Annotated in this window: 14 protein-coding genes (1 of these 14 only partly in view); 5 read left to right on the top strand and 9 right to left on the bottom strand. The window is 72.0% G+C overall.

Features of this window, described 5'->3' with window-relative positions; genetic code table 11:
• Positions 1-11: 11 nt before the first annotated feature.
• The 3 genes from DK427_RS17755 to DK427_RS17745 form a co-directional block, all read right to left on the bottom strand.
• Positions 12-1,565 (bottom strand): alkaline phosphatase D family protein, encoded by a 1,554-nt coding sequence (locus DK427_RS17755; RefSeq protein WP_109952419.1) that lies wholly within the window; start codon positions 1,563-1,565, stop codon positions 12-14.
• Positions 1,566-1,665: 100 nt separating this feature from the next.
• Positions 1,666-1,953: a hypothetical protein gene (locus tag DK427_RS17750; protein ID WP_109954246.1), complete on the bottom strand. Its 288-nt coding sequence runs from the start codon at positions 1,951-1,953 to the stop codon at positions 1,666-1,668.
• A gap of 587 nt (positions 1,954-2,540) precedes the next feature.
• On the bottom strand, positions 2,541-2,804 hold the full coding sequence (locus tag DK427_RS17745) for a hypothetical protein (RefSeq protein ID WP_109952418.1): 264 nt from the start codon (positions 2,802-2,804) through the stop codon (positions 2,541-2,543).
• Between the two features lie 150 nt (positions 2,805-2,954).
• Here DK427_RS17745 and DK427_RS17740 point away from each other — a divergent pair, with 150 nt between their 5' ends.
• Positions 2,955-4,151, top strand: a complete 1,197-nt coding sequence (locus DK427_RS17740; RefSeq protein ID WP_109952417.1) for a sensor histidine kinase — start codon at positions 2,955-2,957, stop codon at positions 4,149-4,151.
• Between the two features lie 13 nt (positions 4,152-4,164).
• Here DK427_RS17740 and DK427_RS26430 read toward each other — a convergent pair whose 3' ends face one another.
• Together DK427_RS26430 and DK427_RS17725 are read right to left on the bottom strand one after the other, a co-directional pair.
• Positions 4,165-5,433 (bottom strand): TadG family pilus assembly protein, encoded by a 1,269-nt coding sequence (locus DK427_RS26430; protein ID WP_162559824.1) that lies wholly within the window; start codon positions 5,431-5,433, stop codon positions 4,165-4,167.
• Entirely contained in the window at positions 5,430-5,801 is a 372-nt protein-coding gene (locus DK427_RS17725) for a TadE family protein (RefSeq protein WP_162559823.1), read from the bottom strand. The genes DK427_RS26430 and DK427_RS17725 overlap by 4 nt, the downstream gene beginning before the upstream one ends.
• A gap of 443 nt (positions 5,802-6,244) precedes the next feature.
• Between DK427_RS17725 and DK427_RS17720 the strand changes: the two genes are divergently transcribed.
• Genes DK427_RS17720 through DK427_RS17710 form a run of 3 tightly spaced genes read left to right on the top strand, consistent with a single transcriptional unit; the run spans position 6,245 to position 11,038 of the window.
• Entirely contained in the window at positions 6,245-7,288 is a 1,044-nt protein-coding gene (locus DK427_RS17720; RefSeq protein ID WP_109954245.1) for an efflux RND transporter periplasmic adaptor subunit, read from the top strand.
• A complete protein-coding gene (locus DK427_RS17715; RefSeq protein ID WP_109952414.1) occupies positions 7,281-10,505 on the top strand; it encodes an efflux RND transporter permease subunit in 3,225 nt (1,074 codons plus the stop codon). The genes DK427_RS17720 and DK427_RS17715 overlap by 8 nt, the downstream gene beginning before the upstream one ends.
• 56 nt (positions 10,506-10,561) lie before the next feature.
• Positions 10,562-11,038 (top strand): hypothetical protein, encoded by a 477-nt coding sequence (locus DK427_RS17710; RefSeq protein ID WP_109952413.1) that lies wholly within the window; start codon positions 10,562-10,564, stop codon positions 11,036-11,038.
• Positions 11,039-11,075: 37 nt separating this feature from the next.
• On the opposite strand, the gene DK427_RS17705 is transcribed toward DK427_RS17710, so the two are convergent.
• Complete coding sequence (locus tag DK427_RS17705; protein ID WP_109952412.1) at positions 11,076-12,095, bottom strand: sensor domain-containing diguanylate cyclase; 1,020 nt, start codon at positions 12,093-12,095, stop codon at positions 11,076-11,078.
• Between the two features lie 272 nt (positions 12,096-12,367).
• Here DK427_RS17705 and DK427_RS17700 point away from each other — a divergent pair, with 272 nt between their 5' ends.
• Complete coding sequence (locus DK427_RS17700) at positions 12,368-12,766, top strand: group III truncated hemoglobin (protein ID WP_109952411.1); 399 nt, start codon at positions 12,368-12,370, stop codon at positions 12,764-12,766.
• Between the two features lie 55 nt (positions 12,767-12,821).
• Here the strand turns inward: DK427_RS17700 and DK427_RS17695 are convergent, their stop codons facing one another.
• The 3 genes from DK427_RS17695 to DK427_RS17685 all read right to left on the bottom strand — a co-directional run.
• Positions 12,822-13,223, bottom strand: a complete 402-nt coding sequence (locus DK427_RS17695; protein ID WP_204165181.1) for a type II toxin-antitoxin system VapC family toxin — start codon at positions 13,221-13,223, stop codon at positions 12,822-12,824.
• A gap of 11 nt (positions 13,224-13,234) precedes the next feature.
• The gene (locus tag DK427_RS17690; protein WP_109952409.1) at positions 13,235-13,462 is read right to left on the bottom strand and encodes an antitoxin; all 228 of its coding nucleotides are present in this window, start codon (positions 13,460-13,462) and stop codon (positions 13,235-13,237) included.
• Between the two features lie 107 nt (positions 13,463-13,569).
• Positions 13,570-14,637, bottom strand: the 3' portion of a protein-coding gene (locus DK427_RS17685) for a DEAD/DEAH box helicase (RefSeq protein ID WP_109952408.1). 591 nt of this gene lie beyond the right edge of the window; the window shows 1,068 of its 1,659 coding nt (coding positions 592-1,659); the start codon falls outside the window, past its right edge; it ends in the stop codon at positions 13,570-13,572.

Genomic DNA, 14,637 nt, shown 5'->3' with positions numbered 1-14,637 from the left:
CTTGCCCGGCCTCATGCCGGGTCGAGCACCGTCCGCCACAGATCCGCGTCGGCCGCGTCCTTCAGCGTCACGGTCATCTGCCCCGTGGCGCCCGCGATCGCGACGTGGCCGAAGAACTGGTAGCCCTCGGCCGGCGAGAGGTTCTGGCGCCCCGCCGGCGGTGCCTTCACGAAGCGCAGCTGCGGGCCGAACGTGTCGTCGAGCTTGGCCGGCCCGAAGGTGCCGGCGTGGAGCGGGCCCGAGACGAACTCCCAGAACGGCGCGAACTCTTGGAAGTGGGCCCGGTTCGGGTCGTAGTGGTGCGCCGCCGTGTAGTGCACGTCCGCGGTGAACCAGACCGTGTTGCGGATGTCCTGGTCGCGGATGAAGCGCAGCAGGTCCGCGATCTCCAGCTCCCGCCCGAGCGGAAGCCCGTCGCCCTGCGCCACCGCCTCCGAGCCGAACCTCCGGTCGGTGTCGTAGGTGACGATCAGCCCGAGCGGCATGTCGGCGGCGATCGCCTTCCAGGTCGCGCGGGAGGCCTTCAGCTCCCGCTTCAGCCAAGTGAGCTGCGCGGGCCCGAGGAACTGCGTGCGCGCGCTCGGCTCGGTTTCGTCGTTGGCGCCGTTGGGCCCGCGATAGCTGCGCATGTCGAGCAGGAACACGTCGAGATGGGGTCCGTACGAGACCCGGCGGTAGACGCGCCCCGGCTCGGCCGGCTCGAAGCGCATCGGCATGTACTCGTGGAAGGCGCGGGTGGCGCGCGCGGCGAGCACGAGGCTGTTGGCCGCCGTGTAGCCGCGGCGGCGGTGCTCGGCCCGGGTCAGCGGCTCGCCCGGCCACCAGTTGTTCGTGACCTCGTGGTCGTCCCACTGGGCGAGGATCGGGATCTCGCGGTTCATCGCGAGCACGTTGCGGTCGAGGAGATTGTACTTGTAGGCGCCGCGGAACTCGGCCAGCGTCTCGGCGGGCTTGGCCTTCTCCTCGGTGACGATGTTGCGCCAGAGGCCACCGTCGGGGAGCCGGACCTCGGCCTGGATCGGCCCGTCGGCGTAGATCGTGTCGCCGGAATGCAGGAAGAAGTCGGGGCGGTTCCGCAGCATCGCGGCGTAGATCGTCATGCCGCCGCGGGATTCGTCGATGCCCCAGCCCTGGCCGGCGGTGTCGCCCGACCAGCAGAAGCTGACGTCGCGCCCTTGAGCCGGCGCGCTGCGGAAGCGGCCGGTGAGCGGCTCGCCCAGGATCGTCGGCTCGGCGAGGTTCTGGAGCCGCACCCGGTAATGGATGTCCTGGTCCGGCGGCAGGCCCTGCAGAACCGTCTTCACCGTGAGGTCGCTCTCCGGCAGGGCATCGACGAAGACGCCGCCGCCGATCTCGGTGAAGCGCTCGGTCGTCGCCCACTCGATCACCGCGCGGGACGGCCGGTCGGCCCGGGCCCAGACCACCGCCTCGCTGCCCGAGACGTCGCCCGATTGCAGGCCGTGGCTGAGCGCGGGCCGGTCGGCGGCGCGGCTGATCCCGGGGCGGGCCAGGGTGAGGGCGGCGGCGCCCGTGAGGACGCGGCGGCGGGTGAGGGGAGGGGACATCGGGCTCTCTCGCCGGGATCTCGGAACCGGGCGAGACAGAGCGCAGCCGTCTGACAGGGGGATGACGGGAGCCCCGCCCCCGCGGACGGGACCGGCGCGATCAGCGCCGCGGACGTCCGGACCAGCCCGCGGCCCAGGCCGGCGAGACGACGTCGCGGCGGGCGATGACCGGGGCGGGCTCGTGCAGCATCGGCGCGCCGAGGATCTGACCGGTGCCTTGGCGCTGCGAGTAGACGGAGCGGGGATCATGGTAAGGGTTGTTGACGAAGCTGCTCATGTGGCCACCGCCGGCCACCATGCGCTCACCACCCCCACCCTCGCCGGCCTGGGCTGCCAGGGGCAGGCCGAGAGCGGAGACCATCGCGGCAGTCACAACGATACGCTTCATCATGACGATCTATCCTTTTCGCTACAGTGATCGCGTCGATCTCCGAAGATCTTCGCCGATGAGCGGAATGTAGATCGGCATTTCTCAGCTGTTTGTGCGCCAAAACACCTGTTTATTCGTCTATCTTTAATCCTCGTCTGAGATTTACTCGGGTGAAGCAGCGCACATCGGAGTTCTGGTGCGCGCCCGCGTCGCAGGATTATTCGGCTTTGGACAGTACCCGCACGGGAGCGAGCGCCGGCCGGCGGCCGGCGCATCCACGCCCAAGTCATTCTAGACCAAGGTTTTTACGGCATCCGAGGGTGGCGATGCCGGATTGCAAGGTTTCGGCAGCGGCATCGGCTCAATAACTGTATGTGGAATACTGGTATACCAAACGGCGTGAGAGGGGCGAGTATTCGGGCGCGAGCGCGGGTTGCGACATGCGAACGCAGCGCTCCCGGGCCGGGATCCGGGCGGCGATCCGCATGGGTCCGGTGCGAGGCGCGCACGCCCCCATCTCTCCGCCAGACGGGGCTGCCGGCTTCCTGCAATGCGTTGATGCTGCACGATCGAGAAGGATCGGCCCTGCCGGGCGCGAGGGACGCTCAGGCGCCCGCCGTGCGCCGCATCGCCTCGACCAGCGTTTCGGTAAAAGCTTGCGCCTCCTCGCTCAAGTCGATCCCGGTCTCGCTCGCGGTGGCGAGGCCCCGGCGCTCCAGCTCGGCAACCCCCTCCGGATCGGCCTCGTGGCCCGCGCCGTCCTTCCGGATCACAGACGAGACGCGCTCGCCGCTGAGCAGACGGTGATAGGCCGCGAAGGCGAAGATCGAGAGTGCCTTGTCGGAAAGTCCCTGCGTGTTACCGGCCATGGTCGCGCCTCCTCCTGTTCGGCCGGTCAACGGGCGAGGGGAGTCGGGGGCTGCAGCGTCGAAGGGACGCGGGGGGACCGAAATGTGAAGGCCTGCGCGGGGCCGCCCGCATCGCACCGTCCGGCACGTCCTGCTATAGATACGGCCGTTATGGACCAGTGCTCCGCGGATCTCTCCCTTCGCCTGCGCCAGCAGGCGATCCTCTCCGAGTTCGGCGTCGAGGCCCTGCGCGGCGACGATTTCGACCGGCTGCTCCAGCGCGCGGCCGAGCTCTGCGCCGAGGGGATGGGCGCGCAGTTCTGCAAGGCGCTCGAATACCTGCGGGCTGAGGACACGCTGCTGGTGCGGGCCGGCGTCGGCTGGGGGCCCGAGGTGATCGGCAAGGCGACGGTCGGGGCCGACCTCGCCTCGCCCGCGGGCTTCGCCCTGAAGACCGGGCGCCCGGTGATCTCGAACCACCTCGACCAGGAGACCCGCTTCCGCACGCCCAAGCTCATGGCCGACCACGGCATCCGCCGGGCGGTCAACGTGCTGATCGAGAACCGCGAGGGCGCCTTCGGGGTGCTGGAGGTGGACGACACCCGGGACGGCATGTTCGGCGAGGCCGACATCGCCTTCATGCAGGGCTTCGCCAACCTGCTCGGCGGCGCCATCGAGCGCCTGCGCACGGAGGGCCTGCTGCGCGCCGCGCTCGCCCGCCAGGACCTGCTCGCCCGGGAGATGAGCCACCGGGTCAAGAACAGCCTCGCGATCGTGGCGAGCCTGCTGGCGCTCCAGGCCCGCAGCGTCGAATCCGGCCCGGACGGCGAGGCGGTGCGGGCGGCTCTCATCGACGCGCGCACCCGCGTCGAGGCGATCGCGGGCGTGCACGACCAGCTCTGGCGGCAGGGTGACGGGCAGGGCGAGGGGGGGACCCCGGGCGAGATCGACCTCGCGCCCTTTCTCGAGACGCTGACCGCCAACCTGCAGAGCGGCGCGCCGCGCCACCGCCTCGTCTGCACGGCGACGCCCCTGCGCATCGCGGCCGACCAGGCGATCCCGATCGGGCTCCTCGTCAACGAGCTGGTGACGAACGCGATCAAGTACGCCTATCCGGAGGCGACCTGCCCGGCGGGCGGCGAGATCCGTGTGCGCACGACCCTGGCGGACGATCGGCTCGTTCTCGACGTCGGCGACGACGGCATCGGCCTGCCGGAGGATTTCGACATCGCGCGGGCCACCCGCAGCCTCGGCATGCGGGTGATCGCCAATCTCGGCCGCCAGCTCGGCGCCACGCTGACCACGCCCCGGGACGGGCCGGGCGCGCATTTCCACCTCGTGGTGCCGCTGGCCGAGCCCAGGACGTGACGCGCCGGCGCCCTCAGCGGACCAGCCTCACGCCCCCCGGCTGGTAGAGATTGTTGCTGCAATTCGCATCCGGTTTCGTGGCCTGGTAGCGCGAGTTGTTGTCGAGTTCCAGGCGCGACACGACGATGCGGATGCAGGAGGCCTCCCACACGACGTTGTTCTCGAACTCGACCTGGCTGCTCGGTGCGTAGATCGTCCCCTCGGCCACGGCACCGAACTTCGAGTAGATGTCGTGGTCGTGGGTGTTGCGCTTGTCCGACCACAGCACGATCCCCGCATAGGGGCCGGTCGCCGCCGCCTTCAGGTTGAAACTGGTGTTGCTGTGGAAGAAGATGTCGCTGCCCGAGCCGTCCAGGTAGATCAGCACGTCGCTGCCCCTGATCGAGGCCCCGTCCTTCACGGTGAGCGGCCCCTTGATGACGTACACGCCCGGCGAGAACGTCACCGTCCCGCCCGCGATCGTGAGGCCGTCGCAGAAGGCCTGCGTCGGAGTGAGCGTCGTGTCGGCATTGCTCACGAGCTTCCTGCCCCCGCAGGCATTGTTCACCGGGGCGGGCAGGGCGGCGTAGGGATCCGCCATCACGTCGGCGCCCGTCACAGGGGCCGGGTTGACGGTCGCGGAGCCGCTCCTGTCCACGCCGCCGACGACGTGGATGCTCTTGACGTTCACATAGGACGAGGACCCAAGTCCTAGGGACGCACTGTGCTTCGAGTTGACGTGGACGTGACAGTCGGGCGCGTCGATCCGGGCACCCCGATCAATGTCGAACGCGTCGAAGTGATCCGGATGAAGGGTCAGGATGCAGACTGGGGCGGTACCGGCCACGGCGACCGCGCTCGCCGACACGTCCCAGGTCCTGATACCGAAGAGCTTGGCGAAGGAGGTCTCGAGGGCGTTCTTCTTGGCCGCCGTGCGGGAGGCCGTCACCCGGACGGCGTTCGCTGGGCCGCCGGGCGTGAACGTGCCCTTGCTCCACTGGCCGAACTCCACCTGTGCCGCGGTGACGAGGTCGCCGACGTTCGGGCGGTTCCGCGCGGCGTAGGACTGGGCGACGGGGAGCGCGGCGCTGCCATCAGCGGACGAGATGTAGGGGCCGACTGCCAGGGCGGCGGCCTCCGCGCTGGTGAGAAGGATGTTCTTCTCCCTGTAGGCCATGCCCACATCGACGACGAGGCCTGCGACCTGGGTCAGGATCACGATCAGGACGGCGGCGATCAGCACCACGCCCCCGCCGCGATCGTCCCGGAACGCCCGCGCGCGTCCTGGGTCGACAGCCCTCACGGCGCGATGCTCCGCATGACGGCCTGGGACCGGACCCCGCCGGGCACCCAGTTCCCGAACGGCGTCAGCTTGGCGATCTCCGCCGGGGCGATCGTGAGCGTCACGACCACGTCGCGGTCGTTCGCATCCCCCTTGGTCGCCGGATCGATGCTCGCGCTGACGGCGACCTTCAGATCGTTGCGCGCGCGCGTCTCGGCGAACTGCTTGGCCTCCGCCTCGGTCATGTAGCCGACGGCCAGGCCGCGCGCCGCCTCTCTGGCATACATGGAGATCGTGTTGTGCGCGTGCAGGGACATGCCGAGGCTGAAGAAGACGCCGCCCATGTAGAGCATCAGGGGAGCGACCAGGGCGAACTCGACGGCCGACACGCCGCGGCGGTCCCGTCCGAACTGGCGGTTCCCGAGCGCCCTCCCCCTGAACGACGCGCCGCTTCCCATGACCCGAAGACCCCTCCCGCACCTCTATCAACCCGGCAGGCATAGGATATTGTTGTTTATATTGCCCTAATGCGTACCGGAGAACGCAGTGCATCTCGCATCAAGTCCGCCAAATATCCCATCAAAGCTGTGTTTTCATTCGCTAACTCCTCCAAGTTGCACCATGGCCCGTCCGCGCCCGGGTCCGCGCACCGCCGCGGGAAACCATTCCCTGTGAACCGAAACCAGGTATATTCGGCCATGAGATCCGGGCAAAATAGGCAATCGCCGCAGTGCTTCCCCGGGACGGTGGCGGGCGGCACGGCGGCGCGTGCGGGGAGGGTGTCTCGGTGGTTCAGCGGCGACGTCCAGCCCTGCTCGCGGGCCTCGCCCTCATGGCCGGCGCGATCCTGGCCGGCGCTATCCTGGCCGGCGCCCTCACGGATGTGGGCGCGGGCCTGCGCGCGGGCATCGGCTCCGGCCTGCGCCCCGCGCCGGTCGCCGGGGCGGCGCTGCCGGCCCCCCGCACGGCCGTCGAGGACGGCCGCACCGTGGTGCGCCTGACGCCCGAGGAGCGCGCCCGCATCGGGCTGGTGAGCGAGGTGCGCCGTGCGCTGCCCCACCGGCAGGAGCTTCAGGCCTACGGCCTCGTGCTCGACCTCGCCCGGGTCACCGAGCTGACCAACGCCTATGCCAGTGCGAAGGCGCAGCTCCAGCAGGCGCGGGCCAGGGCCGAGGTCTCGGGCAGCGCCTCGCGCCGAGCGCGGAACCTCGGCCAATACGCCACCACCGTGCAGGTCGAGACCGCGGAGGGCACCTACCAGACCGACGCAGCCGCCCTGGCGGCGGCGGAATCGCAGCTGCGCACGCTCGCCGCCACCGCCCAGCAGGAATGGGGGCCGGTGATCGGCCGGGCCATCGTCGAGCGCGCGCCCGCCGTCACCCGGCTGATCGAGCGCGCCGACTTCCTGATGCAGGTGACGCTGCCGCCGGGCGAGGCCCTGAGCGCGGCCCCGGAGGCGGCCTTCGCCGAGGTGCCGCCGCAGAGCGCGCGGGTTGCCTTACGCCTCGTCGGCCCGGCGCCGCGCACCGACCCGCGCATCCAGGGCCAGAGCTTCTACTATCTGGTCTCGGGCGAGGGCGGGCTCCTGCCCGGGATGAGCACCCTGGCCTTCCTGCCCGCCGAGCGCGCGGTGACGGGCGTGCTGGTGCCCGAAGACGCGGTGGTGCACGGGCAGGGCGGCACCTGGGTCTACCGGGCGGTGGGTGAGGGGGCCTATGTCCGCCACCCGATCCGCACCGACCCGCCGATGTCGAACGATTCCTACGTGGTCGAGGGCCTGTCGGACGGCGCCGAGATCGTGCTCCGGGGCGGGCAGGCGCTGCTCTCGGAGGAGTTCAAGAGCCAGATCCGGGTCTCGGGCGACGACGATGACTGAGCCCAGAGGCCTGCAAGGGGGTCTGCAAGCCGCCCTGGTCGGGTTCTCGGTCCGCCTGCCCCGGGTGGTGCTGACGCTCGCCTGCGCGCTCCTCGTGCTCGGCCTCTACGGGCTGGCCAGAGCGAAGTACGACGTCTTTCCGGAATTCGCCCCGCCCGCCGTGGTGATCCAGACCGAGGCGCCGGGGCTCGACCCGGAGCAGGTCGAGGTCCTGGTCACCCAGGCGGTGGAGGTGGCGGTCAACGGGCTGCCGGGCCTGGAAGCCCTGCGCTCCTCCTCGATCCAGGGTCTCTCGGTGATCACCGCGACGTTCCGGTCGGGCAGCGACATCGACCGGGTGCGCCAGCGCGTTGGCGAGCGGATCGCGGCGCTCGCCGGCCGCCTGCCGCAGGGGGTGATGGCGCCCGCCATCACGCCGCTGACCTCCTCGACCGGCACGGTGCTCCTCGTCGGCCTGACCTCGGAGAGCCGCGACGACCTCGACCTGCGCACCATCGCCGACTGGACCGTGCGCCAGCGCCTGCTCGCGGTGCCGGGCGTCGCCCAGGTCTCGGTCTACGGCGGCGGGGTGCGCGCGCTCCAGGTGCAGGTGCGCCCGCACGACCTCGTGCGCTTCCGCGTCGGCCTCAACGACGTGGTTGCCGCCGCCCGCAAGGCGACGGGCGTGCGCGGCGCCGGCTTCGTCGACACGCCGAACCAGCGGGTGGTGCTGCGCACGGAGGGGCAGGCGCTCGCGCCCGAGGTACTCGGCCGCACCGTGCTCATCAACGAGGGCGGCGCCAGCGTGGTGCTGGCGGACGTCGCCACCGTTCGGGTCGCGCCCGAGCCGCCGATCAGCGCGGCCCTGATCGACGGGAAGCCCGGCGTGCTCCTGATGGTCGGCGCGCAGATCGGGGCCAACACCCTGGAGGTTACCGCCCGGACCGAGGCCGCGCTCGCCGACCTCGCCCCCGCGCTCGCCCGCGAGGGCGTGGTGCTCAGGCCCGACCTGTTCCGGCCCGCCAACTTCGTGGCGGTCGCCAACGGCCACGTGCTGCAGGCGCTCGCCGTCGGCGGCGCGCTCGTGGTGATCGTGCTCCTCGTCTTCCTGGCCGACTGGCGCACCAGCCTGATCAGCGCGGTGGCGATCCCGCTCTCGCTGGTCGCCGCGGTGCTCGCCCTGATGGCGGCGGGCGAGAGCCTCAACACCATGACTCTGGGCGGGCTCGCCATCGCCATCGGCGAGGTGGTGGACGATGCCGTGATCGGCGTCGAGAACGTGGTCCGGCGCCTGCGCGAGCGGCGGCTCGCCGAGGACCGGACGCCCGCCGCGCGCATCGTCCTCGAGGCGGTGCTGGAGGTGCGCACCGCCGTCGCCTACGCCACCGTGGCGGTGCTGCTGGTCTTCCTGCCGGTGCTGGCGCTCTCCGGGGTGGCGGGCCGGCTCTTCGGCCCGCTGGCGCTCGCCTACATCTTCGCGGTGCTGGCCTCGCTCGCCGTCGCCCTCACGGTGACGCCCGCGCTCGCCCTGCTGCTCCTCGGCCGAGCAGGGCAGGGGACCCGCGCGCCGCGCGAGCCCCCGCTGATGGCCTGGTCGCGCGCCCGCTACGGCGCCCTGCTGGCGCGGGTCGGCCGCCACCCGCGGGCGGTGATCGCGGGCGCGGCGCTCGTCACGATCAGTGGCGCGGCGCTCCTGCCGACGCTCGGCGGCACCTTCCTGCCCGACCTGAAGGAAGGCCACCTGATCCTGCACATGGCCGCGGCCCCCGGCACCGCGTTGCAGGAATCGCAGCGCCTCGGCGTCCGGATCACGGCCGAGCTCCGGCAGATCCCCGGGATCCGCGCGGTGGCCTCGCAGATCGGCCGGGCCGAGGCCGGGCAGGACACGGCGGGCACCCATTACAGCGAGATCCACGTTGATCTGGAGCCCGGCCTCGACGGCGCCGCCCAGCGTGCGGTCGAGGCGCGGATCCGGGCGCTCGCCGCGGGCTTTCCCGGCGCCGCCTTCTCGCTCAAGACCTTCCTGACGGAGCGGATCGAGGAGACGGTCTCCGGCTACACCGCGCCCGTGGTGGTCAACCTCGTGGGCAACGACCTCGACCGGATCGAGGCTGCGGCGCGCGCGGTCGCCCGGGAACTTGCCGAGGTGCGCGGCGCCCGCGACGTGCAGCAGGCCTCCCCCGCCGGCATGCCGCAGATCACCGCGTCCTTGCGCCCGGCGGACCTGCGCCACTGGGGCCTCGACGCGATCGAGGTGCTGGAGACCGTCCGCACCGCCTACCAGGGCGACGTGGTCGGCCAGACCTATGTCGGCAACGCGGTGTTCAACGTGCTGGTCAACCTCGACGAGCGGGCGCGCGGCCGGCTCTCGACCTTGGGCGACCTGCCCCTGCGCACGCCGGGCGGGCGCTACATCCGTCTCGCCCAGGTCGCCGACATCTACGAGACCACCGGCCGCTACCAGGTGCAGCACCAGGGCGCGCAGCGGGTCCAGGCGGTGACCGCGAACGTGGTGGGTCGGGACATCGCCGGCTTCGTGGCGGCGGCCAAGCGCAAGATCGCCAAGGAGGTGCAGTTGCCGGAGGGCGTCTACGTCGCCTTCGCGGGCTCGGCGGAGGCTCAGGCCCAGGCCCGGCGCGACCTGCTCCTCGCCTCGGGCGCGGCCGGCCTCGGCATCGTGCTGCTCCTGGCCGTCGTGACGGGCTCGGGCGCCAATCTCGCGCTCGTCCTCGTCAACCTGCCGCTGGCCTTCGTGGGCGGCGTCGCGGCGGTGGCGGCGACCGGCGGCGTGCTCTCGCTCGGCTCCATCGTCGGCTTCGTGACGCTGTTCGGCATCAGCTTGCGCAACACCATCATGATGATCGCCCATTACGAGCATCTGGTGACGGTCGAGGGCCGGCCCTGGACGGAAGCAACCGCGATCCTCGGCGCCGCCGACCGGCTGGTGCCGATCCTGATGACCTCCCTGGTGACGGGACTCGGCCTGACGCCGCTGGCGCTGGGTGCCGGCGAGCCCGGCCGCGAGATCGAGGGCCCGATGGCCATCGTGATCCTCGGCGGCCTCGTCAGCTCGACGGTGCTGAACCTGCTGATCCTGCCGGGCCTGGCGCTGCGTTTCGCCCGGTTCGGGTCGGACGGTCCGGCGCGGGGCAGGGGGGCGGAGCGGGACGCTGGCGCGGAGGAGGGGGCCGGGACCGGCCCGCGGGCGGCCCTGCCCCGCCCCGTCCCGCAGCGGTGATGTACCCGCGGGGGCACGGCCTGCTATGTCCCGCCGTGCCCCCGCGGAGATGATTCATGCCCCCGGCCCCGCTCCTCCTCGCCCTCGCGGCCGCGTTCCTGCCGGTCCCGGCCCTCTCCGAGACCGCGCCCGCCGCGCCGCCGGCGCCCGCCCCGGCGGCACCGCCTCAACCCGCCCCGCCCGCGCCGCTGACCATCCCGAACTTCCCGCTGCTGCGGGTGGTGCCGAAGGGCGAGGCGCGGGCCATCGCCTTCTACGCCTCGCTCAACCCGGACTGCTCGGTGATCGGCCCCGTGGTGGTCCGCACCCTGTCGAAGCCCGCGCACGGGCGGCTGACCGTGGAGGCGGCCGAGTCCTTCACCCGCTACGGCCCCGGCGCGCCGCTCGCCCCCTGCAACAGCCGCAAGGTGCCGGGCACGCGCCTGACCTACGAGGCGGAGGAGGGGTTCGAGGGCATGGACACCTTCCGCATCCTGGTCATCAACGCGGATGGATCGGGCTACGAATCGGACGTGAAGGTCTCGGTGCGCTGAGGTGCGCCGGCGGGGCAGGGGGGGCCGCGAACCGCCCTCACCCGATCCAGACCCGCGCCTCCGTGGGGATGCCGCGCCCCGGCCGCGGGCGGTCGGGGCCGCCGTGCCGGTCGAAGCTCCGGAACGTGTTGCGACCCGCCGCCTTGGCCGCGTAGAGGGCCTGATCCGCGCGCGCGAGCCATTGGGGACCGGTGCAGCCTCCGTTGCGGGCGATCCCGATCGAGGCGCCCAGGCGGAAGCTCTGGCCGTCCCGCCAGACCGGCTTGTTGAGCGCCGCGATGATGCAGGCAGCGAAACGCTCCGGCGCGTCCCGGTCCGGCTCATCCCTGAGCAGCACCACGAACTCGTCGCCCCCGATCCGCGCCACGAGCTCCGCGGCGACGCAGATGCGGGTGAGGCGCGCACCCGCCTCGATCAGGCAGAGGTCACCCGCGGCATGGCCGTGGCCGTCGTTGATCTGCTTGAACCCGTCGAGGTCGACGACGAGCAGCGCCGCACCCGCCGGACCGCTCGCGGCGGCCGCGAGCCGCTGCTCGAACAGGGCGCGGTTGGCAAGGCCCGTCATCGTGTCCCGCTCGGCGAGCGTGCGCAGCCGCTCCGCCTCGAACAGCTCGGCCGTGACGTCCTGCTTCATCCCGTAGAGCCGCCCCGGCGCTCCGTTCCGGCAATCGACCGCCGCGGTGATCCGGATCCAGCGCCGCTCGCCCGTCCGGGCGACGATCTCGGCGTCGAACCGGAAGCCGGTGCGCGTCCGGATGGCGTTCCGGCGCAGGCTCTGCAGGTGGTCCAGCGAGCCCGGCGCGTAGCATTCGAGGATGGCACCGCGCCGCAGGGCGGCACCACGGCGAAGCCCGAAGAGGTCGTAGACGGCGCCGCTCCAGGTCAGCGCCTCGTCGGAGAGGCGGCACTCCCACAGCCCGATCCGGGCAGCTGCGGACGCCTGCTCGAACACCTGGTGCCAGTGCGCCAGGGCCGCCGGCCCGTTCGCCGCGAAGGCGGAGACGGGCCCGGCGATGCAGGGCGCCGGGGCAGGGCGGAGCGGGTCATCCTCGGGCATGCGCTGGCGGGTTCGTCGCGGATCCGATGCCGGATGATCGGCCATCCGCGGAAGCTTGCGGCAGGATGATTAACGAAGCTCTAAGCCGGGTTGCGGCCCGGGTCCGCGGCCTGCCCCGCGGCCAAGGTCCGCAGCCCCAGATTCCGTTCGCATAAGATATATTATGGAACATTAGAGCCCGTCCGGCCGGGCGAGGGGGCCTGTTGCGGCCGTCCGGTGCCGGCAGCCGGAGCCTTGATGCCGGCCTCCGCGACGTGGCATGCCAGATTGCGATGCCCGACCCAATCCTCGACGAGGCCGCCCTCGCCGCCTTCCTCGACGCCTTCTACGCCCGCGTGCGCCAGGATCCGCTGATCGGCCCGGTCTTCGCCGCAGCGATCCCGGACGCGGCCTGGCCCCGCCACATGGCGACCATCCGGGACTTCTGGTCCTCCGTCCTGCTGAAGACCGGCCGCTACAAGGGCAACCCCTTCGGTCGGCATCAGGCGCTCGGCGTGCTGGAGCCCGCCCACTTCGCCCGCTGGCTCGGCCTGTTCGAGGCGACGGCGGTCGAGCGCTTCCCACCCGAGCTCGCTGCGGCGCTGACGGAACGCGCCCACCGGATCGGCGACAGCCTGAAGGCCGGCCTGTTCTTCCGGCCCGGGGCGCCGGACGGGCAGGGCCAGCCCTGAGGCGAGGGGCCTTCGGAGCACCCTCCCCGGCCGGGTCGGTCCCCGAGCCCGGCCCTCACGCCGCGTCGATCGTCCAGTCCTCGATCCTGAGGCCGTCGACCCGTTCGAACTCCCCGACGTTGTTCGTCACCAGCGTCAGATCCGCCACGCATGCGTGCGTGCCGATCCAGAGATCGTTGCCGCCGATAAGGCGTCCGGCCACCGCCAGATCGGCGCGCAGCCTGCCATAGAGCGCACCGACCCGCTCCTCGATCGGGAGGACAGGAATGAGGCGCGCGAGTGCGGCCAAGCGGCGGCCGGCCTCGTCGGGATCCTGGCTCCTGGCGACACCGTCGGCGAGTTCACCGTAGGTGATCACCGACGTCACGACGGTGCCGGGTATAGCCTTCGCGAACCGGCGCATGACCGCGAGAGGGCGCGCTCGCCGGATGTGGATGCAGATGTTGGTGTCGAGCATGTAGCGGGGCGTCACAGGCCCTCGCGCTCCTGCGGCGGCAGGTCGTCCCGGTGGTCGATCTCCGGTGGGAGTTCGGTCAGGAGCGTGAAGGCGGCGCCGAGCCCCCGATCCTCCACTTCCCGCAGGACGAGTTCGCCATCCCGCCGAAAGATCTCGACCTCGCTTCCTTTCAAGCGAAATTCCAGTGGGATCCGAACAGCTTGGCTGTTCCCGGACTGGAAGATGCGGGTCCGCGCCATGAATCACCTCGTCTATACAGGCAGTATGTACGTGCGCTCCCTGCCGGAACAGCGCCCGACCGCGCGGGCGAGGGCGGTCCTGTAATGCCAAAAAGCCCCCTCCCCGGTCAGGCCGCCAGATCCTCCACCCGCCGCGTATCCGCGAACACGCGCCCGTCGGGGAAGCGCAGCGCCACCTCCGCGCTGAGCCGCCCGGCCTGCCGCACCCGGATCGCATCCGGCCGCTCCAGCTCGTCCCGGCGCTCGAGCGCCTCGGCGGTGTCGACCGGCGCGTCGCGCCCGCCGCCGAGGCCGCGCCACCACAGCACCGCCTTCTCGCGGGCGTAGCCGCTGCCCTCCAGCGCCAGCCGGATCCGCTGCGGGCCGCCAGGGCAGGCGAGTTCCACTGCGAGGCCCTCGGGCTCCGGCACGAGGTGCCAAGCGCGCACCGGCTGCCAGCCGCCCTCCGCCCGCAAGGCCGCCGTGACCCGCTCGGAGAGGATCGGCAGGGCGTCCTCGGCGGCGGCCTCGTGCTTGGCCTCCGCGTCCGCCTCGGCCTCGGGCTCGACCCAGCAGGCCTCGCAGGTCGAGGCGTTGAGCGCGATGAGCGCGCCGCAGCCGGGGCAGGGCTTGGCCCGCACCTCCCCTTCCCGCCCCCGCACCTGTGCGGCCGTGCGGGCCGTGACGATGTCGACCGGCCCGTGCATCCGCACCAGCCCCGCATAGTCGAGGATCAGCGCGTCCACCTTGCCCGGAGCCCGCCGCAGCGCTCGGCCGACCTGCTGCACGTAGAGCCCGGTGCTCTGGGTCGGGCGGAGGAGGGCGACAAGGTCCACCTCCGGCACGTTGAAGCCGGTGGCCAGCACGCCGACGGAGGTGAGGCAGCGGATCCGCCCCACGCGGAACGCCTGGACCAACCGGTCGCGCGCCCGCCGCGGCGTCTCGCCCGAGATCGTCTCGCAGGAGAAGCCTTCCGCCCGCACCGCGTCCCGCACGGCCTCGGCGTGCGCCACCCCGGCGCAGAAGGCGAGCCAGGCCCGGCGCTCGCGGCCGTAGCCGACCATCTCCTCGACCGCCGCGCGGGTGATCCAGTCCTGGTTCACCGCGGCCTCGAGCTGGCTCGGGATGTAGTCGCCTCCGCGCCGCCCGACGCCGCTGACGTCGAGGGCGGTGAGCGTCGCCTTCGAGAGCAGGGG

The organism is Methylobacterium radiodurans, from assembly GCF_003173735.1.
In the GTDB taxonomy this organism is placed as follows: Bacteria; Pseudomonadota; Alphaproteobacteria; order Rhizobiales; family Beijerinckiaceae; genus Methylobacterium; species Methylobacterium radiodurans.
The sequence above is the reverse complement of the archived record's forward strand: the minus strand, read 5'-3'. Positions and strand labels throughout refer to the sequence as shown.